Below are 25,845 nucleotides of genomic sequence, written 5' to 3' on the forward strand. Positions count from 1 at the left end.
GTAATTTCAATAAAGTTTATAATTGATACCGGTTTCACTCCTTACAATGCCTGCGTTGCGCTAATAATGAAATCTGCTACCTTATTCGGCTGCGATACCATAGGAACATGACTCGATGTAAGCTCCAGCGTTTTTGCTTTGATCATCTTTGCTTCTGCTCTTGCCAAATCAGGAGTTACCATATAATCTTCTGTACCAATGATAGCCCATGATGGTTTTATTTTCCAGGCTGCATTGGTTATTTTACGTGTTGTAGCTACTGCTGCCCAGGGAACCTGGGTGGCAAATATTACTTTTCTTTCTTCTTCGGGAAGGTCCTGGGCAAAATAGGAATTGATTCCTTTTAAAGAGAGCGACAAAAAGCCTGAAGCGTCCTGTTTAAACTCAGCACTGCCTGGTGCCTGTGGAAATGCACTTACAACATCTCCTACAGATTGTTGGTCGTTTGGTATCAACGCACATACATAAAGCAGTCCGGCTACTTCAGGATCGTTGCCCGCTTCGGTAATAACCATTCCGCCATAGGAATGTCCTACTAACAATACCGGTCCATCCATGAGTGCAATAGCACGTTTGGTAGCTGCCACATCATCTTCCAATGAAGTGAGCGGGTTTTGCACCGCAATTACATTAAGCCCTTTGGCATGTAACAAGGGAATAACCTTTGCCCAACTGGAACCATCGGCAAAAGCGCCATGTACTAATACTACATTTTTTACTCCTTTTGTTATAGATTGAGCCGGTGCAGGTTGTGGCCGGGATAAAATGGCAGCTTCTGCAATTGAAGCATCTGATGAAAATTCTTGTAATGTAGACATAAAACTTGTTTTTTTGATTAAGAATTGTTGAATTACAAAACCGTTTGTAGCAGTACTTGTTTGCCAGCTTATTCATTTTTATTCGCTGCTGTAATATCCAATGGCTGGTCTTCTATTGCAATAGCATCATCGAGAAATTCACTGCCTTCCGTTATATTTACTTCATGCAGATATGGATGTATGCTTTCCTGCATTTCTTCTGATGGATAATGGCTTCCCCCGGAATTTTCTTTAGGTGTATGAGAAAGAAATGTGAACATGGCTGAAGATTTTTGTGATTTGAATATGTGTTTAAAGCAATGCTTACTGATGTGCTTTTTTATTCTATAATCTTTGGAATGAATAAGTTCATTTTAATAAGAACAATGCGTTCCATTCAAATATGTTTGCCTTTACCTTCGAATCATTGTTTAGCTCATTGGTTTCCGCAGAGACGCCGCGCCTACGTGGGGTTGCCTCATGCACGAACGGGTGGAAAGTGCACGCCCTTACAGCCTTCTCAACGAACTAACACCCGTCATCTTCGTTTCAATTGGGAAGAAGCAAATACTCGAATGATAGTTACGCTATTGCGTGTTGGGCGTGCAGCCAGTCTTTAAACCCGATTTTACCAATGCGCGGATTTTCGCCGGGAACAAGTGTTTGATCGTTTACTACTGCTCCGAAATAAGGGGCATTTTTATCAGGCACCAACCTGCGTGAATCTTCTGTTTCTTTCAGAAACATTCCAACAAATTCATCCATACCCAGCCTTTCAGGACCGGCAACTTCCACAGTAGCATTGAGCGGTGCCCCAATGGTAATATCAAATAAAGCAGCTACCACGTCGTCGGAAGCAATGGGTTGAAACAATGCAGTTGTAACGTGCACTTCATTACCAACTTCACCAGATTTCGCAATCCCGCCTGCAAATTCAAAGAACTGTGTAGAATGTAAAATGCTATACGGAATACCTGATTCTTTGATGAGCTTTTCCTGCGCCTCTTTTGCATGGAAATAGCCAATGTTAGAAGGACGTTCAACACCTACGATTGACAAAGCAACATGATGACCAACGCCTGCTGCTTTTTCTGCTTTCAGAAGATTGGTGGTAGAAGTTTTAAAAAACGCCATCACTGCTTTGTCTTCGAAAGACGGCGAGTTGGAAACGTCAACAACAACCTGCGCATTGTTCAGCACTTCATCCAAACCTTCACCGGTAATGGTATTAACACCCGAAGAAGGCGATGCTGCTACTACTTCGTGACCAAGCTGGCGAAGCTTGTTTACGAGCTTTGAACCAATAAGCCCTGTTCCGCCGATTACTACAATTTTCATAGTTTTAATTTTTGCGGTCTTTTATTAAGACCATTGTTAGAGAAAAAATTACTGTTGAGAAATACGTGTGAGGAATGAGTTTGAGACATAGTATTATCCTTTCACTTCTGTCATTGTTTTTTAAAGAAGCAAATAATTAAATGGATCTTATCCTTCGGAAATAATGATAAATGGAATTAATCAGCGAGTGCTTTTCTGATACTCGCACCTGCATGAAGCAATGCAGTTTGCACCGCAGGAACGTAGGCTATCGCATTCAGCAAACCATAATCGTGAATCAAACCATTAAATCTCGTAATGGTTACGGGAACACCGGCTTCGTCTAATTTTTGTGCATAAGCTTCACCTTCGTCCCGAAGCACATCGTTTTGCGCTATTTGAATTAAGGCTGGCGGAAGATTCTTTAATTGATCAACACTTGCCTGCAGTGGGGATGCATAGATTTCTTTGCGCTTATTTACATCCGGCAAATAATTATCCCAAAACCAGATCATCATATTCCTGGTAAGAAATCTTCCTTCGCCTAATTCCTTATAAGAACCGGTATTAAAATCGGCATCGGTTACCGGCCACAAGAGTACCTGTAATTTTATTTCCGGGCCTTTTTTGTCTTTTGCCATCAATGCTACGGCTGCTGCCATATTTCCACCCACACTATTGCCTACTATAGCAAGGTTTTTTCCATTAACACCAATTTCATTGCCATGGTCAGCCACCCATTTTGTTACTGCATATATTTGGTTAATTGCTACCGGGTATTGTGCTTCGGGCGATGGCGCATAATCCGGAAATACCGCCACTGCCCCGCTTGCCACTACCAGGTCTCTCACCAATCTTCGGTGTGTTGGATAATCTCCCAGCACCCATCCACCACCGTGAATAAATATAAAAACAGGAGCATTGGGTTTAACGCCCACCGGTTTTACAATATGCACTTTAATCTCCTCATCATTGTGCACTACTGCTCGTTCGGACTCTTCAATACCAGCATAATCTACCGTTACTGATTGTTGTGCATTCACCAATACCTGGCGTGCATCTGCTGGAGTGAGCTGCTCAATGGGTTTTCCATCTCCTGAATTAAGCACTTTTAAAAACTCCCTGATTGTAGAAAGAATGCGGAGGTCATCTTCTGCTTTTACCCCTTTATTTTGCGGTGTCATAATTGAAGTATTTATAGTTGTTAAAGATTGTTGTAGTGCAAATTTTATTTTCAGAAACGGGATATAATGGATTGGGTATATTGAACCAGCATGTCAGGATCGGATGCTTTCACCGTTTCTTCAACATCCTGCCAGGGATACATCGTTATCCTGTTGATGTGTTTCTCCTTTGCTGTCTGGTAATATTTTTCCCTTTGCAGATCCCGCTCCGCATCGTTGATACATTGCGGTTGTGGTTCTCCTAAATCAATACAATTGGCATAACCTGGCTGCACATATTTTTTCATAGGAACACCAAATAAATCGTTTACTGCATTATGCCCAGCCCACCTTCCCTCAAACTGTGCATATTGACAATCCATTAATGAGGAAGTTCCTTGCCCGGACGAATGGGCGACATTGCCGGCTGCTATAACGTTATTATACGCTGGCAATTTCAAAAATTGATCAACATGAAGCCTGTCAAATTCATCTTTTGCACCCTTGAAAAACTGCGTAAGCGAACTGGCAGCCAAGCCTTTTGTCCAAATGACTGTTCTTGTGGCTATACGATCTCCATTGCGTAAAAGAACAAATGCTGGTTCAATCCTTATTATTTCGCTACCGGTTATAACCTCTATATTTTTTGATGTTATTACATCCTGTACATATTGGTTGCACGCTTTTGAAAACTGCGAAGCCATTCTGCTTTCACTTTCCAGTAGAATACTCCTGAATGTTGATTTTTTACCGGAATAATATAGCTGAATAGTATGTGCTTTTTGTTCAACGCTGGTTACCGTTTCAAGACCGGTAAACTCTGAACCTGCCACCACAAAAGTAGAAGCACCTTCTTCATTAAAATCTTTTTTTGCAAGCTCAATAAGGTGGTCTTCGAGTATCTGTGCATTAGCAAACGAATCAATTTTGAAAGTGTTGCCAATACCAGGTATATCCGGCATTCTTAATGAAGCTCCTGTTGTTAAAATAAGATAATCATAATGGAAGTTGCTAAGACTTTGAACTGTTGAGATGATAACTTCATTTTTTTCAGGATGAATTATTTCAGCTCTCCCAAAAATTTGATGAATGCCTAATGGCTTTAAATATTTATCCAGCTCAAAGCGCAGTCCTTCTAATAATGGCTCATTCAACGTTGGGCGTAGGGTAACTTCGTTATCGGGATTAACGAGTGTTATTTCAATATCTCCTCTCTTTTTAATTACCCTGCTCTGGCGAATGGCACTGATGGCACTCCAGAATCCGGCAAATCCACCACCTATTATTAAAAGTTGCTTTTTCATTTTTATCTTTTACAATTTCTTAAAACTCCTGCTACCAATCTAACAATTTCAAATAAGTCTGCACTGGATTTGCAATGTATGTGCCGCCATATAACCTGTTAGCCTACAATAAGTTGCGAAAAAGAGCTAACTTTTTTCACACGATATTTCGTCAAAGCACGTCAGGATTAACGAAATATCGTGTCTTGAATAAGAAATTATTACTTAATACTAAAGGCTGATGAGGAAAATAAACACTGTGGTTGTAGTAAGCAGTATCGGTTGCAGAAATTAAAAGTAGGAACGGGTATTTTTAGTGAAGGAATTTAGGAAGGAAATGTATTGTAGTAGTTATCATTTTATGATGTAAAAGGCCATGACGAAACGTTTAAAAATAGAAATATTATCAGCAATTAATTACTACTTTTTTTGGAAATAATCCTTTTTTGAAATACCTAACTTTTTCATCTTGGAGTGCAAGGTGGTAGGGGGCATTTCTAAAGCATCAGCCGCTCCTCCGATACCCGCAATTTTTCCATTGCACCGCACTAATACTTCTATAATGTGTGAGCGTTCAATTTCATGTAGTGTTTTATACGAGATATCAAGTTCATCCACTTTTCCTTTGCCGACGTTTTTGGGTAACTGTATTTCTTTCAAAACATTTCCACTCGTGAGCAGGATACTTCTTTCAATCAAATGTTCAAGCTCTCTTACATTGCCGGGCCAGGGATAAGCCTTTAATTCTTTAAGTACATTGGAAGAAATAGCGGTTACTTTCCTGCCCGTATTTTTACTGTACCTGGCGAGAAAAAAATAAGCCAGTGGCTCTATATCGTCAAGCCTTTCCCGTAGTGGCGGCAACTGAATGGGAAACACGTTTAGGCGGTAATAAAGATCAGATCTGAAATTACCTGCATTTACTTCTTCTTCAAGGTTGCGGTTGGTGGCGGCAATAATCCGTACATTAATGCTGATGGTGTTTCTTCCGCCTATTCTCTCCAGTTCCCGCTCCTGGATAACACGCAATAATTTAACCTGCATATCAAGTGGCAATTCGCCTATTTCATCCAAAAATAAAGTACTGTTATTCGCCAGCTCAAACTTGCCAATCCTTCGTTCGGTTGCGCCGGTAAAAGCACCTCTCTCATGACCAAACAACTCACTTTCTATGAGGTTTGGCGGCAGTGCGGTACAATTTACCTTTATCATCAGCTTGTCTTTTCTCGGCGATGCGTTATGAATAGCACGGGCAATCAATTCCTTGCCGGTTCCTGTTTCGCCCAGCAATAAAACGGTAGAATTGGATGCGGCTACCAGCGACATTAAATGATATACCTTTTGCATGGCTGTACCATTGCCAATAATTTCATTAAAATTGTAAATGGTTCTGATCTCTTCTTTAAGATGATCGTTCTCCATTTCGAGCATTCGTTTATAGGCAAGTAACTGTTCATTCGCCAGAATATTTGAAACAGCCACCGATAAATGGGAGCATACCGCTTTTAGTAAATTAGTTTTTATTTTTTCTGTTTCATTACGGTTGATATGCAGGAAAACACAACCAATGTTTTTTCCACCAACACGCAATGCCATGGCTAACACACACTGCAGCCCTACATGCTTCCAAAAGGTCACAAATTCAGGCATTCCTTGTTCCACTGCAATGTTGTTTATATCCAGGAGTACCGGATCTTCCGCATGCATAATACGGCTGAACAGCGGATCATTTACGCTGTATGCAGCAGAAGTAATTTCTTTAAAACCCGGATGATTGGTAATATTCCCGGTGAGGTCCATTACAAAGGCGCTGTAAGAGGATTGATCTTCGTCTATCTGCGCGATGCCAAACTCCTTAACTGAAAACAACGCTTTAATTCTGGTGTTCACGATATGCAACAAATCATTCCTGCTTCGTAGTGCCGCAATTTCTTCGCTTAAAGCAAGCAATATCGTCTTTTCAGCTTCCCTTTCTGCGATTTCCTGATTGGATTGTATGTTGGAAATCGCCACTGCAATCTGGTCGCATATTCCTTCCAAAATAGGCATGTTTATTTTGTTGGTTATTACCCAAAGAATGCCTAACGTGGCGCTACCAAACCTGAGCGGCGTGCCTATAATTTTTTGAAAAGCATCCTTACCCGATTTTAAGTTCTTCCAGAATTCTATATACGCATCTGTATTTCCTTTACCCGCCTCCTCTCCAAGATCAATCAATAACGGAGCATGACTGCTTAATACTTTTGCTGTTATACCAACATTTACCGGAATTTTAGTGGCAAGCAATTCCTTAAATTCGGGCGTATTGATATAATGCACTTCATCATCGTGCATAAACGGACTCATGGTAACGCCATCTTCATTGATGGTGCGTATAAAATAAGCGCTTATCTCGCTTAACTTTTTTAGGGACTGATGGATGGCTGCACTAAGCTCGTTTTTTGTTCTTGCAGACGCTATATCATGGCTGAATTCCAGCAGGAAGGATTTGTCTTTTTCTTTTCTCAGTATCTCCTCATTTGCCGAAATATTGCTTGCAGCGGTGGATAATTGGCTGGAAATGCGTTCAATAATATTTATTGACTTATCGGTGAAATTATTCAGTCTGTTTGAAAATAAGATGATACCATGCTTGTGTTTGGCTTCACCCGGCAGTATTTTCATCAACATTTCTTTTGCACCCGCTTCATAATTAAGCCGGAACCAAAGTGGGGCTTTGGAAAGTTCAATGGAGGACATATTAAACACTACGGGTTTATCGGAGACTGCTGCAACATCATAAATGCCATCTTGTACTGGATTTGGCGTAGTGATGGCTTCGGTATATTCGGGAAACCTTTTTGCCTGCGAATCCGGATCAAGTAAAAAGGCATGATAGGTTTCGCCGGTTTCACTTAATTCAGTCATTACACTGTGTGTGAAATAGATCAGTTTCTTTAAACCAAAGTTGATCACTTTCAGCAAGTCTGTTCTACTCCGAACGGTTACGGTATCATTACTTAGTGAAAGCAAAATCTCATTCTCCCTTTCTTTATAGCTCATCTCGTCATTAATGATAATGTTAGCAACTGCATTGGACAAGTGTGGCACTATAGCTTGTACCACCTTTTTAAAATCATCCGAAAAACTATCGTTCCGGTCAGAATAAATAAACAGAAATCCAATGGTTTCCATTTTATTCTTCAACTTCGCGATCAATGTTTCTTTTATACCACATTCATAATTCACTTTTAGAAATGCCGGTATGCCGGGCTTATCTATTATTTCATCCAATAGAAAAGACACTGGTAATGCTGCATCGGCAACCTGGCTAATAAATGGATCACTTAAAACATAATGCAGGTTTAATAATGTGGGAAGTTCAGTCCGGTGCTTAATGGGTAATGCCGCTCTGTCGAGCAGGAAAGGATAGTAAGTGTTGCTTTTTCGATCAATCAATGAAACAACAGCATGTGTAAAATAGAAATAACTTTTTAGCCTCGACGAAAGAATCCTGATCAGGTCATTCTTCTCGCGAACTTTCGTAATATCATTACTTAAATCGAGGAGAATATGTTTTTCCTGTTCATAAGAAGCAAGCTGCTCCCGAAGCGGGTTGATATCGTTTTGTGCCAGGTTCGCCTGGGTCTTATTTTCTCTTACATTTTCAACCTTCGGGGCAGTTTTCATGTTGAATGCATTTTGCAGTTATCCTGGAAGTTCATTTTCCGTAGAAAGCCTTATCATAACCATAATGAGGTCCAAAGTCTTATGAGTCAGAAAAAGCTGGCTAAAACTACAAAATTGTTTACCGGGTGGTCCTTATTTTGTTTTAAGTGGAACACAAACCGGATAATTGCGCTTTATTATTGCTTGTTAGTGTTTTCAAATGTATATGCAGGTTGATTGCGTTTGCCTAAGATGCGCTGATAAATACATAGAGTGAAATTGCCTGCATTAGCAATTCAAATGAAAGGAAGGGGGGACAGGTACAGGGGTGATTAAAGTTGTGCAACGGGGCAAATATATGGAAGGTAGCAAGTGGTATTGGATGCATTTCAACTTTTCGCTGATAACAGTTTATTGCCCGGCATGTATGTTGGCAGATGAGGGTTATAGCCAAAAGTACGTACGCTGTTTGGTTACAACCCTTATCCTGCCCCGTTTACCACTCCCGGCAAACATGCCGGGGCTATGATGCGAACATTTGAAATGCACCTTTCAGTATCATGGTTAATAGCCTATAATTTCACCTGTGTATTACCACCTTCCTTCAATAAAATATCAACCGGCTTATTGGTTTCCCAGGATCCGGAAGTGAAGTCGGGGACATCTACAGTGGCGGAACGGTTAGCTACCGACTGCTCGGTAAGCGGCGCAATAGCACTCCATAAGGCAGCATCATATACATCCTGATCGAGCGGCAATCCGTTGCGCAGGCAATCTATGGTGCGCCAGTCCATCAAAAAGTCCATGCCGCCGTGACCGCCTACTTTCTTTGCCAGTTCGCCCACCTTTTTTACAATAGGCGGCTGGTATTTTTCTGTTAATGCTTTTATTTCCTGCTCATTCAACCAATCCTCACCGCCGTTAGAGATTTTTCCCGGCTCAGGATATTTTAATGCCGTTCCGTTGGTACCCACTACTTTGTGGATTCTGGAATATACATTGGGAGAAGTAACATCGTGCTGTATCATAATGGTTCTCCCGGTATTGGTACGAATAGAAGTGGTGTTCATATTGCCACGGTAATGCGCATACGCATATGGCTCAAAGAAATTATCTTTTGCAGCCAGTTCTTTTGCTTTGCCTGCCATGATAAAATCTTTGCCTGACATAGAAACCAGATAATCCATTTTTTCTCCGCGATTAATATTCATGAGCTGGCAAATAGGTCCCAAACCATGGGTAGGATACAGGTTTCCGTCTCTCCGGACGTTTTCCCGCAGGCGCCACATTTCGTAATACCCATCTTTATCAAAATTAAGTCCCAACAGATTATGAATATAAGCACCTTCGCCATGTACAAGTTCTCCAAAAAAACCTTGCCTTGCCATGTTTAATGTAAGCAGTTCAAAGAAATCGTAACAACAATTCTCCATCATCATACAATGTTGGCGGGTTTGTTCAGATGTTTCCACCAGTTGCCAGCATTCCTCCAGCGTTACGGCAGCCGGTACCTCAATACATACATGTTTGCCCTGCTGCATGGCATATACCGCCATGGGCACGTGCATATCCCAGGGCGTAGCAATAAATACGAGGTCAATGTCTTTACTATCGCACAACTTTTTCCAGGCATCAGAAGTACCCGAATAAACCTGCGGGTTATGACCAGCACCTTTGGCCATTTTTAGTGCCTTATCAGCAAAATCAGGACGAATGTCACACACGGCTTTAATTTCAACGCCCTCCAGTTTGGTCATGTTATTTAAATGTGTAGGGCCGCGCATGCCCAACCCTATAAAACCTACCCGCACGGTATTTAGTTTAGGTGCGGCATAACCACTCATGTTAAAGTGCTGTTTCAGCGGCTGGTAGTATTTACCGTTAGCGCTGGTATTCGCCAATTCTCCCGCCACGCCTTTCAGAACGCCGCCACCTAAAATTCCAAATCCTGTTAATCCGCCAAGTTTTAAAAAGTCTCTGCGATTATTTTTCATTTACTAAATATTTATACTTATTTAAAAATAGAATTTATTTCGCTTGAATCAGTTATGTTGTCCTGCATTTACAAGTGATATTGTGCCGGAAAGGCAAACAGCATGATGTTTACGCCAGGCAATCGTTTAATGACATAAACATACATACTTAATGCTTTCATTTTTTACGAAAACGTTTGCTTAACTTTTTAATTACAGGAAATTACAGGTATTATACATCTTCTTTCAGAATTTTTATACATACGAACATATTTACGGCTACACAACAGCAGCATGAAAACAAATACCTGCACAGATGACTGCCAAACACTGCCCATCTATTTTTAAATAAGTAGCAGGATATGCTCATAACCCGCGGCTCACCGCTTGCAGCTTATACATAACCTACTTGAATTCCGTTCTATTGCTTATTTCACGGATAGGCTTTGAAAAGCGTTAGCAAATGTTGCTTTTGCATCTCATATTTCGCATCTTCAAAAAGATTCACTCTTTCCGAAGGATCCCAGGAAAGATTATAGAGTTCGTACAGTTGTGTGCTATCTTTCTTTGTTATCCGCAGCTTCCAATCGCCGTCCCGCACGCCTTCCGGCTCATAGTTGTGATAATAAATGGGGCGATGTGGTTCATTATAATTTTTATCAGTAAGCAGCCCTGCTACCGATTGTCCGTCGAGCATTTTGCGTGGCAGTGAGGTATGTGTCCATTCGGCAGGCGTGGGTAATATATCCAGATTTGAAAAAGATTGGGTTAATGCAACATTGGAAAGCGTATGGTCCTTCCAGTAAACAATAAAAGGAACGCGATGACCACCTTCGTATGAAATACCCTTGCATCCTCTGAATATGCCCGCCGAACCTACATGATACAGTTTGGTAAAGCCATCCTGAAACATGCGTGGCGGTGCATTCAGCCATGGACCATTATCACTTGTAAAAATGAAGATGGTATAGTCAACTGGTATCTTACGGTCTTAACAGAGTCTTAATCCTTATTCTAATGGATGATGTTCTTCAACTACCTGCTCGAACAAATAATGCAGGATATAGAGTGTCTTAATCCTTATTCTAATGGATGATGTTCTTCAACTGGCAGCACTTGGCTCAATTGAAAAACAAAAGCGTCTTAATCCTTATTCTAATGGATGATGTTCTTCAACCTATGTAGTAATGTTTGTGGACAAAGGCACAAGCACCAAGTCTTAATCCTTATTCTAATGGATGATGTTCTTCAACACAACTACGATAACAGCAAAATGGAAACAAAATTTAGTCTTAATCCTTATTCTAATGGATGATGTTCTTCAACTGTTTCTACAGTGGCTTTTATTTAAAGTAATTATAAAGTCTTAATCCTTATTCTAATGGATGATGTTCTTCAACTGTTTCTACAGTGGCTTTTATTTAAAGTAATTATAAAGTCTTAATCCTTATTCTAATGGATGATGTTCTTCAACTGAAGAAAACGAGGATGATGAAGAATAGGTCGCGTGTCTTAATCCTTATTCTAATGGATGATGTTCTTCAACAAGCTTATCTAAAAAGGATAGGGATGAAAATAACGTGTCTTAATCCTTATTCTAATGGATGATGTTCTTCAACACTGCGGCCAGCAAAGCAACGGCCGAAGCTTACAATGGTCTTAATCCTTATTCTAATGGATGATGTTCTTCAACTTTAAGCAAAAAAAGGATTGAAAATATTTATAAAGTCTTAATCCTTATTCTAATGGATGATGTTCTTCAACCAAGCGTTTGTGGGAGAAATGGAAACTACCGGAGAAGTCTTAATCCTTATTCTAATGGATGATGTTCTTCAACATCATCTATATAAATTCATTATATGCAGCATAATTGGTCTTAATCCTTATTCTAATGGATGATGTTCTTCAACTTGCCTATCCAATAATAATAATGGCAATATATACTGTCTTAATCCTTATTCTAATGGATGATGTTCTTCAACGGTAGGAAAGCCTCCACATGGGTACTTAAACACATAGGTCTTAATCCTTATTCTAATGGATGATGTTCTTCAACCCTGGTGAACGATGCTTCTCAAAAAGTTGCTTTCAGTCTTAATCCTTATTCTAATGGATGATGTTCTTCAACTTTGGACAGGGAATCGCCTTGTGAATCTGGTGATTAGTCTTAATCCTTATTCTAATGGATGATGTTCTTCAACTACTTATTCGTCAGCCGACAATGGCGCAAAACATATTGTCTTAATCCTTATTCTAATGGATGATGTTCTTCAACCAGCACGAAATAAGCATTAAAGATGCGGTTAATTGTGTCTTAATCCTTATTCTAATGGATGATGTTCTTCAACTGAATAAAAACTATAAAGGTGAACCATATACGCAAAGTCTTAATCCTTATTCTAATGGATGATGTTCTTCAACTGCAGCCCTTAACGCTAACAACGCCGCTACAGCAGGTCTTAATCCTTATTCTAATGGATGATGTTCTTCAACCTGTTGCACCTCGGCCTAAAGGTCGCAAAGCTCCCAAAGGTCTTAATCCTTATTCTAATGGATGATGTTCTTCAACATTTTATTGAAGGCATTGGAGAAGTCTTACAAGGGGTCTTAATCCTTATTCTAATGGATGATGTTCTTCAACCCTTAACGCTAACAACACTGCACCTGCACCGGCTAAGTCTTAATCCTTATTCTAATGGATGATGTTCTTCAACTTACAGACAAATTCTGTCATACAACGAAAGTATCGGGTCTTAATCCTTATTCTAATGGATGATGTTCTTCAACTATTGTACACAGCCATTACCAGACCAAGCAGGCTATGTCTTAATCCTTATTCTAATGGATGATGTTCTTCAACAGCATTTTTGCTTTTGAATTGATTTTCAGGCTTATAGCTGTTGTTTGCAAATCAAAAGGCATGTTTTGTGCCCGCATTTCTTTCATTATTTACCGTACAAATTTAAAAAAATAACGTATTCGGCTTGTTTATAATGGTGCTTACCTGCACATCTTTACCTATAATTTTCATACTCCGGGCATCGGTGGTATTAAAAGGCACCAAAATAATACTGTCGCTATTGTCGTAATGCTGTTGCACTTCATGCAGGTCTTTATACATCTGCTCGTATAGCAGGTGTTCGGCACTCGCCATAAAAACCGATTTCTGTATGCGGATGCAGCCTTTTTGCTTCAGGTACTTGGCTACTTCTTTGCGCACTTTATCGTCTTCTATATCGTACAAAATCAAAAAAGTCATTCGGGTGGCTTTTACCGGCGTTGTTTGCAGTAAATATAGTATCTTTTTAATGCGCTCTGCCAATGTTTCATCTGCTTCAAATACTGTTGCCCTTACTGGTACAAGGGCAAGACCTGCATCTTTTATTTTTTGCAGCCGCTGCTCCAGGCTTTGCACTGTTTTTCGTGGCCGGCTCACCTTGCTTTATTTGAGTTGTACAAATTTTCTTCCAGCACCTGCACACACAAATCGGCCAGTTGGCTGTTGGAGCCGGTTTTGGTGGTTTTTACAAAAGTAAAACCCCTGCTGCCATAAAAAAGGTTAATCTCCGCCCACATACCGGTAGTGCCGATTCTCAGTTTTCGCCCGTAGTGAATGGGGCTGGTTTCCAGTAACTGAAGCTGATACTCTTTTAGCCTTTCAGTTATTTTTTCAATGAATGTATCCACTTCGGGCGGTATATAGTATTGTTTCTTTTCGGGCTTGCGGTAGTGCGGGTTCAGCTTTTGCCTGATGGCAGCCAGCACCTCGCTGCCGGGTGATGTTGTAGGTCGTTTTACTTCACTGCCGGTCTTTTCCTTTTCTTCTTCAAAAGCCGTGGATGCCTGCTGTGCAGCATGCCACAGCGTTTCCGGTTCTTCCATGTTATACTCCCTCATGTCCACGGGCGCTGCACCGGCATTGTAATACGCATGTTCATCATAACTGATAAAGCAGGCCCGCGTAACGTCAGAGGTCGCCGTATCTATCACCGGGTGCAAATGAAAACGGCTGGCAAGGTGCTGAACAAATTGCTTGTAAAAAGCGCTGAACAATCCGTAATCGCGGCATCGCTCCTGTAGCCGGTATAGTAGTTTAAGCCCATCCCCGCCGGGCGAAGTGAACAGGAGTACCAGCCTGCTATCGGTGACCAGTTGCCGCCAAAGCATTGCTTTATCAAAATGACCGGCAATGCCATCCAGGTCAATGAAAAAGTACTCGATGTATAAAAAGTTTTCGCGGCGGCGGATGGCGGGCTTAAAAGCGGCACATACGAGGTAAGGCAATAGCTTTTTTTGTGTCTTGTAGCTGTTTTTATCCAGTGTTTGTATCACTCTCAACTGGTCTATCAGTTGGCGTGTTTTAGGTTTGGGATGTAGCAACGCTTGGTGCAGCGTATCCACAGCAATAGGTTGCAGTACATCGGCGGGGGTAGTAATAGCAGTTCCAAAATAAAGCATGTGCTAAGCTTTTAAAAATTCCTGTGCAAGCGATTGTGCATAAAGGTCTATATGGGTGGCGCGGCTGCGGGGCAGCCCTTTAATGTCTATAATTTCTGCCAGGTAGTCGTACATGCTTTGTATCACAATACGCTTGCCCAGCCCATCCAGCAATACCGTGTCTTCTTTATTTGTAAAACAGTCATCGTCCAGTACTTCCTGTTGTGCCAGCCGTATCATTACAAAATCCACCCAGATGCGAAATTTTTCTATTACATCAAATACCAGTGCCGGGCGGTTATATTCATCGCGGTGAAAAACGCCCACATAGGGGTCGATACCGGCTTTTATTAACGCGCCTTCTATTTTTCCATACAAAATGCCATAGCCATAGCCTAGCATGGAATTAAACTTATCATGCGGCGGGTACTGGCTCCTGCCCTCAAACCGGAAAGAGGGCGGTAATACCAGGTTGATAGCTTCGAAGTAGCGCCTGCCGGCAGCGCCTTCCCATCCCCGTATAGAGGGCGCCACATCCGAAATTACTTCACCATCCGTTTTTTCTATTTTGCTGCGATGGTCGGAGATGCTATTGATAGCTGCCTGTATCCGCCGCTGGTCGGCTGTATCGCACCCATCTTTAAATGTAAGTAAAAGTGCAAGTTGGTTATTTATTTTTTCGGCAATTAACTGCTTTACCCATGCAATGCAGGTAGGTCCGTATAAAAATTCTACCTGCTTTTTCCGGATGTCGGAGATACTGCCATATTGCACGCTCCATACCCTGCCTTTAGGCTTACCCAGGTTATCTACAAACAGCACATCTATTTCGTTTTCTACCGCCAGCAAAATGGCATCCGATGATATTTTGGCGCTGCGGCTAATCATAATCGTTTTTACATCCTGCGGGTGAATACTTTGCGAAGTTTCGGCAGAAGTTACATAAAACAGTCCGTCTTTTTTGGTAAGCGATGCGCCGAAAGAGTTTAGAACAAGCGTCATATTATTTGTTTTTAGCGGGCAGCAATGGTTTGAATACGGGTTGCCTTAGGACCTTTATTTCCTTTAGGCGGCATAATTTCATAAGAAAGCTTCAGTCCTGGTTGGAGGATAGGATAAAGCGGATTTTTAGCAGACAGGATAAAATAGATTTCTTCTTTTGTATTATCTGTTTTAATAAATCCGTTAACGCCCTGCTCGTTCTGATTCAGCAGCTTGCTTACCACACCTGTTAACCGGCCCGGTGTATATACCTGTACCCGTGTGGCTGCGGCCGCTTTTGCTTTTTGCAGGTCTCTCCAGTACCGGCTGTTTTCTTCGGGGTGTCGTTGAGCAAACTTTTCTATAAAGGGACAATCATTTACTACCAGCTTTTGTTTGGCACGGGTAATAGCGGTATAAAACCAGCGGTGATACCGGTCGGCACCATCGGGATGTCTGCCACCTTTATTATGATACACCTGGCTGTAAACAGAACTGTTCAGGTACAAAAAAACTACATCCCATTCGCCTCCCTGGGCTTTATGTACCGTAATGGCATAGCCATATTTTGCCCGCAGGGCATTCAGGTATTCGTCTTTCTTCATTCTGTTTTTGTATTCTTCGCTATTGCGCTTTACTTTCTCCTGCCGCATCCGCTCATCAAAATCTATCAGCAAACGCTTTACTTCATCGCTGGTAAGTGCCGGTTGATCATTATACAACAAGTCATTAATCAGCAGCACCTGGTATTCCTTACCGGCAAACAGTGATGCTACTTTTATCTTTATAAAGGAAAATCCTGCCCGGCTACTGCTGCCTGTTACTTCTTTTACCAGTACCTGGTCGCCATTTACGAGTTCAGTACCGTAGCTGTTTTGCACTACCATGAGCAAATCGCCCGCCTGCAGTGCGGCCTTATTATGCAGCCGGCGGCGGATGAGGTTGTTGAGGTCGTGTGCCTGGGCATTGCTATGGCAGATGGCTACTGTTTGGGTAAGCCCTTTTTCCTGCACTGCCATAAAATAGCAGTTCAAAAAGGTATCTTTTCCTAATGTGGCAAAAACATTGCGTTGTTTGGGTACCGGCAGCGACAATAAATTGTCTGCACCTGCCAGTTCTATGCGTCGCCGGAAGCGGGAAGCTATTTCCAGTATTTCGTTGTGTTGTTGCTGTCGTACTATCTGGGTGAGCGTAAACAGCCGGGCTGCCCGGTGCTGCTCCTTCCAGTATGCAGGACTCAGGGCTGCACTCAGGGAGGCTTCTGCAACAGGCGGCAACTGGCAGGCATCGCCTACAAAAACAATTTTGGCAGTACCGGCATACTGCAACAAGTCATTCAGCAGGTGGCCGCTGCCAAAGCGGGCGGTATGGCTGTCCGCCGCCGGCAAATGCGATATCATAGAGGCTTCATCTACAATAATAACGGCTGGCAAAAGCTTTTAATAAGTGTTGTCTTTCCGGTACCGGCAGCCCCGTTAAGAATAAAAATGGCATCGCCCGACTGATAAAATTCGTTAAAGCAGGCAGGGCTTCTGTTTGTTAGGCGTTGAGCTTAACGTTATTCATAGTGCATTAAAATGTGCTTTCTAATATCATCATATAAGCCAAAATTGGCTACTGAAAGCCATGTATCCAGATAGGAGAAAAAACAATCTTCGTCTGGTATCAATTTCTTTATATCACTTTCTGTAATTGTTCCCATCTTATGAGCTAAACCATTACGTCTTTTTGAGAGACTTTCAATTGTATCAGTTAACTGGATAAAATCATCAGTTGGCATTCTTTCAACAATTTTACCATTATGTAAAAGAAAAAGATAAATGGCTTTATAAGAGAATCGGTTAGGATTGTGGGTATAAATTCCTTGTGCTTTTAAAGAAGGTAATAAACAGGAATCAATGCTATTTAATGCCTCATTCCATTTCGGGTTTTCATCTTTTATGTTCAGGTTTGGTTTGAAATGCTCATGCATACTATCGTAGCCAAGCAATTTGTCCGTTTCATCCTGAGTCAGATTTTCATTAACAGTATAAATCCGCCACAAAAATTCATTATATCTTTTCTGATGAAATGCAATCTTAGCCGCTAAATAGAGATCAACAATCTTTATCCTGTTTTGTTTTACTCTGCCTATTTTATTCCATTCAAGGTCTGGTGCTAAATGGCCCAGGTCAATAGAACGAAGCATTTTAGATAACTGTTGGATATTACTAATAGATGAATAATTGAGCATAAGTCGGGATGAAGCATAGTTACAAAGTTTTATCACCCAACTCTCCGGCTGCAATGTGTCGTCTACTTTATCAAAATCATAATCACTTACATGTTTAATGATGTTTTGCCTAATTAAGTCTTTTATGAATAATTGAGGGAATGCCAATTCTTTCGTAGCAGTTTCTTCAGCCTTTTGCAGGATGTGTACTCGACTTTTAAATGCCTGTAATAATTGCAGACGTATAGATTGATTGATTTGGTCAATACCGCCCTGATCGGCAAGATAAACATGTGAACCTTCATCTAAACCTTCCCTCCAAAATTTTACTTTATTTCTAAATCTCGGATATAGGTGATCAATATCAGTTACTTTATCTACACCTATTTCATCAAAGAAAATTTTAGGATAAATAGTTTGTAACCATAGCTTTATGATTTCTTTTGTAAATAAAGTATCAGATTTTCTAAAATTTATGTCTTGTTGATCTGTATAAACAAAAGCAATCTTACTTAATTCAATGTTGTTATCTTTTAAATATTGAATTATAGGTGCAATCAAAGGGAAGTGAAGTAAGTGCTGTACCTTATCTATGTTTTTAAGAAGCACCTCACCGTCTTTACGGCTCTCCCTAATTAAAAACCAATTGAAATAGTTCCTGTTACTTGTCAGACGCGCAATTGAGTTATCAGAAAAGATTAAGTATTCTCCGTTCTCATCTTTATGCAGATAATAGTCCGTATTGCTTAATTGCTCTAATTCATTTCGATCAAATTGCAGATCACTGTTACCTATAGTAAGTACTAAAAAGTTCATGTCATAGACGCTTTACATGAATAGCTAGATTAATGTTCTTTAAAACTAATTTTTACAAACCCTAAAGCAATTCCACCAATAGTCATTTTTCGGGTTTTAGGCCAGAAATCCATATTACTGTAGTCCCTCTTTTGAATAGTTCGCCTTAATTGCAGGTAATCTTCATCACTTATGGGTACTGCTGGTTTTGTAATCCACCCACCTGTTGTAAACTTCCAGCCACTACTACCACCTACCCTAAGGATTGTTTCATTGCTTTGCTTTTTTTCAATTTCTTCTATTTGTTTGTAAACAGAATTTAAAGTATCCAACATCCTTTCACCCTCTTTCTCTCTATCAAAGCCATTGTTTTCAAGGTCCATAAACTCCCAATTTATTAGCGTTTTCGTATATGTATTAATCCGTTCGCAAAAAAGGTGAATATCTTCAGTGATAAAGCTGGTATCAGTAGCTTGCCACTTTTCTCCATACCTTTCGATATTACATTTTAGCAATAGCCGGTCTAATTTAATCTCAGTTTGAGCAGTTGAATGGGCCGGGATAACTTCTGCTAAAAAACTATTGCCGTTTTTAAAATCCCAACTTTTACGATAAGCATTGTAGATACCAACTTCACAAATCTGCGTAGGAATATCAGTGAAATGGCAGTCTCCTACTTTCAGGAAACGGGTAGATTTTTCATTAGCGTTTTGTCCAAATAACTTTTTATCAACTGTTGCATCCTTCCACTTAGGCGGAAAGCCAAAGTCGGTTCTTTTTAAAGCATTAAGAAAATCATCTGTAGCAAGCGATTCCCAGATAGCTGTTTTAATAGCTCCCTTTAAAGAACTTCCTGGAATACAAGCGCCTTTTATGGAAACACGATAATGCTCCTTTAGCTCAGTGGTATTGGCGCTTACATTAACAGCTTCAGCTATTCTGACACAAATGTCTTCCAGCTTATAATTTTTAAATCCTCTGCCTTTACGCAAAAACTCCCCCAAAGGTTCACCTTTTTCAATAGCCGCAGACAATTGGGGAATAGAATCTGAACCTATAAGATTTACTATTTTATCAATGTCTAGAAAACCGATCTTGTTTCCTTCCTGAATAAAGTCAAATCCTTTTCTTAAAGTTTGTCCGCTACCTACATGAACAGGGGTTAAGGTTGTAAATGTCGCCTTTGCCATAACGTAGGTTTAAATGGTAATAAATAAAGGTTGCCCGCAACGATAAACCGGATGTAGTTCAACATCATTAAATTCAGGCCTTAAATTGGTATAACGCCCCTTTAAAGCGTGATCTGTTTTAAACACACTGCCTTCTGCAAAAAAATAAATACAGTCTTTACGTAGTGACATAAACTTCTCATGGCTACTGCCTCCGATGTACCCTCCCCGTTTATTTAACTGCCAGTAACTTTCATCCAGATTAATCAAAGAGACTTCTTCCCGCTTTGGCAGGTACAAACCAAGATTCAGCCGGAAATTGCCTTGGGAACTATCCGGAAATTCAAAGGGAGAAATATGAACCTTTGTATCAAAAGAAAAAAGGCCATTACCCACAGTACGGTCAGTACCAATACCTAATTCACCCAAAATAGCTAGGGCATGAAGCACCTGTTGACGTATCATTTCGTTATGAAAATGTACAAGAAAGAAAAGTCCAGCATCCCTTTCAAAATATAAGCGGTCAAAATAGAAAGGTCTTGATTCACCATCTTCGCCTTCAGACGGCACCTGCACTCTTTGTTGTACTTCGGCATGCAAAAATGCTTTTGTCTTACTAGGATGGCTGAATAAATAGCTACCGCCCGGGCTAACCTGCGCTTCCTCTACTGCCAAAGGTTTATCCCTTTGTTCCATCCATTGCCTAAACATGGTGGCACTGATGAAGGATATCTTCTTTGCTTTCTTAGCTTGTTTTTCTTCCGTTGTTTTAGCAAAATCGAACCGTATACCATAATAAGGCTTAGGCATGAACAGTTCTTCTTCACAAAAAGGAAAAAGGGATGAAATATGGAAGCTGTTAAAAAAAGAGTCAGGCATTGTTTCCCATTCCTGGTAATAAGACAGACCTACTGCATAAAGTGCTGATTTTAAAGCATCTGAATGATAAATACTGCTTGTTTTGTCAAGCTCAATAGCACCACGGCCAATATGCAAAGGTGTGTTGAAATGCAGTTTGATAACCTCAACAATCATAAGTTAATTTTGGTGCAGACTTTCTACTTCTGCTTTGTATTTTTCTTTAATAGATTTTGCACTATTGCCTGTTTCACTGTAAAAGGAGGATACATTTTTTTCTTTGATATCAGCTATTTCAAAAGCGACTTGTCCATATCCTCTGCTACCATGCCCACCTAAGTAATCATCTTTCAGCAGCTTTAGACTTTTAAATAAATTTTTCATCAGTTCCTCCTCATTATTATCCTTTTCCCAAATGTTTACTACAAGATTTAATGAAAATTCAGCGCCTCCGGGTACACGTTCAATTTGACGTGGATTAGCAGCCGAAGTAATGCGATCAATAACTACTTCTGTTTTGCCCTCCGTATAGGGCAGCTCAGTTTTTTCAAATACATATTTTGCATTTGTCATAACGCAATCACGTACAATAATGCGTGAAGGCTTCTGTGTATCATTACCAGTTGCGTTTCCAAACAAGTCGGCAGCAGAGCCATCTTTAGAAGGTCCGTTAGGCACTTGTGCAGATGATCTTTGAAGATTAGCACCTATTGATACTTCTAATAAACTTCGCATTTTACCTTTAAGAGAGGAACCCGGAATAAAAGGCTGATTAGTTAGTGGATTACGGATAACGGCTTTATCAATACCACCAATAGACATACTACTGTTGGTGCCACCAATATGTAAGCCGGTAAGCAAAGTGATCATGCCTGTTATTTCAATTTTTTTAATGAGCTTATTTGCCATTGTAGTTTAAATTATAGATTAATAAATTATTCTTTCCCACCATGATATTTGTGGTAAGCTAATACAGCCTCAATTATCTGTAAGAGATTATCAAATTGCTTTGTCCCCGCTTCTACGTTCTTTGTATCAACTTCATTATAGGCTTTACTGAAAAGATTGTAAAATTCTGTCAGCCCTATTTTATCATGACGTTTAACAGCATAAGCTAACTTGGCTTTTAGCATCAAAAAGCTGGTTTTCTCTTCATTAAAACCATTCATTTGAATTTTTCTTAATTCGCCAAAAGCTATGCGGATTTGAGAGGTGGTAAGTGCCTCGTTTTTATTGTTTGGTGCTTTTCCGGCAATGAAACCTCCAAATTCATCTGCGAACGAAATTGTTTCTTTATCAATTTCATTTCTTACCCATGTTTTAATTTTTTCATTCCAGGGGTTAAAATCAAAAGTTGCTTTTTCTTTTCTAAATCCACTATCGTTTCCGCGTGTATTACTACCTTGATATCCTCCACTTTGGCGAGAATAGTTTTGATTATAGTCAGGCATATTAAAGTGTTATTGGGTTAAGTTTATAATTTACTTCTTTCTTCTAATGATGCCCAGCGGGCTGCAGTTGCTAATAGTTGTAAAGCATGATAAGACGTATCCGGTACCTCGTCTATTCTTCCGGTCATAATATTTTGTACCCATGACTTATAAAAGCTTTTTGCTGCGTCACTCTTTTCCTGGGCAGAACGTTTAAATTGATATGCTGTCAGCCAAATCACTCTTACTGCTTTTGGCAGATACCGCCTTTCCTTTTCATCATAATAAAAGTCAGCCTGCTGCATTAAATTATACATAGCGGAAGGAAATCCTTCAGCTATATCTTTTTTATATAGTAAGACTTTTATGTATTCTTTTAGCTGTAGAATATATGGGAATTCATTCGGCCAGTTAAAAGCCATCGTTATTTCTTGTGGCTTACCACTTATATACTGTGTATAGTTTATGAAGGAAAAAGCATTTTTTGCGCTTTTATCAGTTATATAATCTTTCGCTGCCTTTTCAAATCGCTCACTATACGTTGCAGCCTTTAGCAAAGGAAATTTCGGACCAACCGAAGCCATGCCACCGGAAAGCGTAATATCAGGATTATGACACACCCATTCTTTAAATTCTTTTTGTATAGCATAAGCCATTTCTATTACAACATCCCACTTGCCTACAATAAATAGGTCATCACCGCCTGAATAAATGATTTGGGTGTACATTGAAAATTCTTTATTGTCTTTCCAAATAGTATTTATATAGCCCTTAAAAAAATAATCAAGACTCCGGCTCAGCGTGCTGTAACGACTGAAAGAACGTTTACTTTCAGGTAAGCCACGCCGGAAAATGGTACCTAAGTTATCGACATCCATTCTTAACACACCGAGGCGCACCAAAGAAGGTCCTGACTCTCTTTTGGCGTCTTCTTTCGAGTTTGGTGCATTCAATGTTATACCACTTAGTTCTTCAAAAACTTTTGGCTCTCCAAATTGGTTGATCGCATATTTATTGCCGCCGTACCATTCAAAGCCGTAAACATTATTAATGCCTTTAGAAGCTGATTGAAGAAAATTAGTATTGTTAATTCGTAATACCCGTACATTATCTGCAGATCCTTTTAGTCTTTCTTCATATTCTTTAAGTCTGATTTCAGAAACAAAGTAGTTATACAAATTCAAACCTAAAGGTTCAAATGCTTTATCAGGAAAATAGGAAAGTTCTTTCTGTGAAAATATCCAATAATCTGCATCCTTTAGCTTTTTTCCAAGCTCTATTTGCTGGTAAGTGGTTTTATTAATCATCAGAGCACCTCTTCCATTATCTTCCTTATCTAATTTATATGCGCCCTCGCTAAGCTCTTCCCCTGTAATTGCATCTTTAGCTTTTTCTGGCGATACTGCTATAGGTTCGAAAAATTCTTTGAATTTAGTAGATAGCAAATGGCTAAACCTCTGACTTTTTTTCGCTGATAGTTTATCACTTAATTCTTTCCAGATATCGCCAATGGTTCTCGAGCTTCCTTCTTTATAAAATAAATCTGCTTCACCAAAAGGCACATAATCTAATGCCAGAAAGAGACTTGTGCCGTGCGCATTAAATAAATGTTCCACAATTTTTTCTTCCAGCTTTTTTAATTTTTCTGGAAGATTGATTGTATTGGCCGTTAAAATATAAAATCCACCTCCACTGGCATAAATGATATTACCACTTAGCAAGGCAAATTCATTTAAAATAAGCTGAACAATATTATCTACCAGTAATTGCAGATAAAAGCTGCGGCCCTTTAAGTTCTTTGCCGCTCCCCTTGCTATAATATTATAAATAAACTGTTGTATGCCTGAAAGATCACCACCAATTAAAGCAAATGGCTTTTCATCCTTATCCGGTAAAGTCTCGCTTTGAAAATAATGCTTATCAACCACATAGTCATATAAGGAAATAGCAAAAGCTGCCGTTGTTTTTAAATGGTCGTATAAGGATACATCAGGAAGATTTATGGTACTGGCCGGAATCCGTGACATGTATTTTTCTAGCAGAAAAAGTAAGCTTTCATTAAAGCTGTGGCAATCGCGGCTTTGAATAAGCTGCAATTCTGCAATAAACTTTTTCCAGACTTCCTCATACGTATTTTCTGAATCTGATTGTTCCGGAAAGAAGCTTCTATCTAATTTTATTTCACTAATTGGTAGTTTATGAATCTCTGAAATCTTTTTACTTTCTGTGAGGCTTACTTCATCAAATACACTGCGCATTGATATCCTCTTAAATGCATCCCATTTCTTATCCCCTTCTTCTTCTGCATCTTTCCAGGCTTCTGTACTTACAGAACGGTCTGCGCCTGAACTATAATGGTCAGCCTTGCGAATTATCCTCTCAGGAAAAGAGGTAGGTTGGTGATGAGCAGCCGCTAAACGAAGCATAGCGTCGTAAGAAAATTCAGGAGTAAACATTAAATATTGTTTCAAATGACTTTCAAAGTCCTCAAAAAATTGAGCTGTCCACAATACATGTTTATGGCTATATTTTTTACTGACAGGATGTAATGGGCAAATAATTCTTTCTAAACCCTTTACATTATCACTCAAATTTTTTGATGTGCTTGCACCTGATTCATCTGCCCTCTGATAAAATTTCCCTATGTCATGCAATAGTCCTGCTAAATAAATTTGTTCTCTGATATAGTCCATTAATCTTGGTTTCTTAGTTCTCTAAATTGTCTGATTACCCCAAATCCATGGCTTGCACTTTTCCCCAAGCCAAGATAGTTAGGCAAAAAAACATTGCAGCTAAAAATAACATCAAAAGCCACTAAAGGAACACCTTTATACCTGATTATTTTCTCCCCCTTCAACTCCTGTATGGCTACTGTTACAGGCTTTTCAACCCGCCATTCAATGCCTTTTGCAAACGAGAGAATATTACCCGTAAGTAAGCGCTCCAGCAAGGTTACTTTCTCTTTTAAACTGTTCAACTGTACATATTTCTGGTAATTGACCTCATTTAAAGCCAGCCAGTTTTGTATGCTGTATTTAAATTGTTTTTCCCAAACGTTGACCGTTATATTATTCATGTCGAGCCGGTGAATTTTAAGGGCATGCTTTACTCCGTTGATATGCACATCCCAGTTTCGCAGCCCAAAAAACTTATGTATTTCATCCACGCCATCTCCCAGGCACAGTAAGGATGGCTTTTGCTGTACACTTTTATATTGTATAACGGGATACTGATAAATAAAGCCTTCCTTTCCATTGTGTTGATGGAATAAAACATTTTCACGGCCAACCTTTTCTATTACAGCACCTCTGAAAGAAGGAATTTCCCATGCAGCAAGCGTATCATCAAATTGAACAAACAGGGTTTTGAGTTTTTTCATCGGACTAATATATAGAAAAAATCTTTTTACCGAAAAATTTCTACGACTCAAGTACAAGAATATACCTGTACCATCAGATAACCTATCGCATCAAATAAGGAAGAATGTGTGACAGCAAGGCAAACCACCGGCTATTATGATAGATAATCCGTATGCTACATGTAAAAACAGTATTTGCAATCGTTATTACGTTATTTTTTAAACAATTCCACTATTATATACCGCTCCGGCTAAATTACCAGCATCTGCTGTATAGCTATAGATATTTTACGGACCCTAATGTCTTGTCCTGAAATGGCTATACGCAAAATCAGGTGTATATGTCTAAAGAAGTTGAACAATTTAGTGTTCGTCCTAACCGCCTTTCACGGTATGATAAGCGGTTGATTTTAAAGGTTGTAGC

At 39.8% G+C, this 25,845-nt stretch carries 19 protein-coding genes and 1 CRISPR repeat array; all 19 genes read right to left on the minus strand.

The features are described from left to right. Positions 1–41: 41 nt before the first annotated feature. The 19 genes from FC093_RS19005 to FC093_RS19095 all read right to left on the minus strand — a co-directional run bounded on the left by FC093_RS19005 (position 42) and on the right by FC093_RS19095 (position 25,442). Complete coding sequence (locus FC093_RS19005) at positions 42–818, minus strand: alpha/beta fold hydrolase (RefSeq protein WP_137263391.1); 777 nt, start codon at positions 816–818, stop codon at positions 42–44. A 68-nt stretch (positions 819–886) separates the two neighbouring features. Then, the gene (locus FC093_RS19010) at positions 887–1,078 is read right to left on the minus strand and encodes a hypothetical protein (RefSeq protein WP_137263392.1); all 192 of its coding nucleotides are present in this window, start codon (positions 1,076–1,078) and stop codon (positions 887–889) included. Between the two features lie 301 nt (positions 1,079–1,379). After that, a complete protein-coding gene (locus tag FC093_RS19015; RefSeq protein ID WP_137263393.1) occupies positions 1,380–2,135 on the minus strand; it encodes an SDR family oxidoreductase in 756 nt (251 codons plus the stop codon). 176 nt (positions 2,136–2,311) lie between these two features. Further along, positions 2,312–3,298: an alpha/beta hydrolase gene (locus tag FC093_RS19020; RefSeq protein WP_137263394.1), complete on the minus strand. Its 987-nt coding sequence runs from the start codon at positions 3,296–3,298 to the stop codon at positions 2,312–2,314. 50 nt (positions 3,299–3,348) lie between these two features. Continuing rightward, positions 3,349–4,581, minus strand: coding sequence for an NAD(P)/FAD-dependent oxidoreductase (locus tag FC093_RS19025; protein ID WP_137263395.1), 1,233 nt, complete (start codon positions 4,579–4,581; stop codon positions 3,349–3,351). Between the two features lie 399 nt (positions 4,582–4,980). Next, positions 4,981–8,229 (minus strand): sigma 54-interacting transcriptional regulator, encoded by a 3,249-nt coding sequence (locus FC093_RS24145; RefSeq protein ID WP_206106628.1) that lies wholly within the window; start codon positions 8,227–8,229, stop codon positions 4,981–4,983. A 551-nt stretch (positions 8,230–8,780) separates the two neighbouring features. After that, positions 8,781–10,202 carry a Gfo/Idh/MocA family protein gene (locus FC093_RS19035; RefSeq protein ID WP_137263396.1) on the minus strand — a complete coding sequence of 474 codons (1,422 nt, stop codon included), beginning with the start codon at positions 10,200–10,202 and terminating at the stop codon, positions 8,781–8,783. A 412-nt stretch (positions 10,203–10,614) separates the two neighbouring features. After that, positions 10,615–11,163 carry a sulfatase/phosphatase domain-containing protein gene (locus FC093_RS19040; protein WP_317129055.1) on the minus strand — a complete coding sequence of 183 codons (549 nt, stop codon included), beginning with the start codon at positions 11,161–11,163 and terminating at the stop codon, positions 10,615–10,617. A gap of 17 nt (positions 11,164–11,180) precedes the next feature. Further along, positions 11,181–13,041: direct repeats of the CRISPR family, unit length 37 nt; unit sequence GTCTTAATCCTTATTCTAATGGATGATGTTCTTCAAC. Positions 13,042–13,143: 102 nt separating this feature from the next. Next, positions 13,144–13,617 (minus strand): CRISPR-associated endonuclease Cas2, encoded by a 474-nt coding sequence (cas2, locus tag FC093_RS19045; protein ID WP_137263397.1) that lies wholly within the window; start codon positions 13,615–13,617, stop codon positions 13,144–13,146. Further along, on the minus strand, positions 13,614–14,639 hold the full coding sequence (locus FC093_RS19050) for a CRISPR-associated primase-polymerase type B (protein ID WP_137263398.1): 1,026 nt from the start codon (positions 14,637–14,639) through the stop codon (positions 13,614–13,616). Before FC093_RS19050 ends, cas2 begins: the two co-directional genes overlap by 4 nt. 3 nt (positions 14,640–14,642) lie before the next feature. Then, positions 14,643–15,620: a CRISPR-associated endonuclease Cas1 gene (gene cas1, locus FC093_RS19055; RefSeq protein ID WP_137263399.1), complete on the minus strand. Its 978-nt coding sequence runs from the start codon at positions 15,618–15,620 to the stop codon at positions 14,643–14,645. 11 nt (positions 15,621–15,631) lie between these two features. Further along, entirely contained in the window at positions 15,632–16,999 is a 1,368-nt protein-coding gene (locus FC093_RS19060; protein ID WP_137263400.1) for an ATP-binding domain-containing protein, read from the minus strand. 158 nt (positions 17,000–17,157) lie between these two features. Beyond that, entirely contained in the window at positions 17,158–18,627 is a 1,470-nt protein-coding gene (locus tag FC093_RS19065) for a hypothetical protein (RefSeq protein WP_137263401.1), read from the minus strand. Between the two features lie 29 nt (positions 18,628–18,656). Next, the gene (gene csm5 / locus FC093_RS19070; protein WP_137263402.1) at positions 18,657–19,796 is read right to left on the minus strand and encodes a type III-A CRISPR-associated RAMP protein Csm5; all 1,140 of its coding nucleotides are present in this window, start codon (positions 19,794–19,796) and stop codon (positions 18,657–18,659) included. Between the two features lie 9 nt (positions 19,797–19,805). Further along, a complete protein-coding gene (gene csm4, locus FC093_RS19075; protein ID WP_137263403.1) occupies positions 19,806–20,810 on the minus strand; it encodes a type III-A CRISPR-associated RAMP protein Csm4 in 1,005 nt (334 codons plus the stop codon). A gap of 3 nt (positions 20,811–20,813) precedes the next feature. Then, positions 20,814–21,542 (minus strand): type III-A CRISPR-associated RAMP protein Csm3, encoded by a 729-nt coding sequence (gene csm3 / locus FC093_RS19080; RefSeq protein WP_137263404.1) that lies wholly within the window; start codon positions 21,540–21,542, stop codon positions 20,814–20,816. Positions 21,543–21,568: 26 nt separating this feature from the next. Next, complete coding sequence (gene csm2, locus FC093_RS19085; RefSeq protein WP_137263405.1) at positions 21,569–22,084, minus strand: type III-A CRISPR-associated protein Csm2; 516 nt, start codon at positions 22,082–22,084, stop codon at positions 21,569–21,571. 23 nt (positions 22,085–22,107) lie between these two features. Beyond that, the gene (gene cas10 / locus FC093_RS19090; RefSeq protein WP_137263406.1) at positions 22,108–24,756 is read right to left on the minus strand and encodes a type III-A CRISPR-associated protein Cas10/Csm1; all 2,649 of its coding nucleotides are present in this window, start codon (positions 24,754–24,756) and stop codon (positions 22,108–22,110) included. After that, positions 24,756–25,442 carry a CRISPR-associated endonuclease Cas6 gene (locus tag FC093_RS19095; protein WP_137263407.1) on the minus strand — a complete coding sequence of 229 codons (687 nt, stop codon included), beginning with the start codon at positions 25,440–25,442 and terminating at the stop codon, positions 24,756–24,758. Before FC093_RS19095 ends, cas10 begins: the two co-directional genes overlap by 1 nt. Positions 25,443–25,845 lie beyond the last annotated feature (403 nt).

This window comes from Ilyomonas limi, from assembly GCF_005233845.1.
GTDB classification, from domain to species: Bacteria; Bacteroidota; Bacteroidia; order Chitinophagales; family Chitinophagaceae; genus Ilyomonas; species Ilyomonas limi.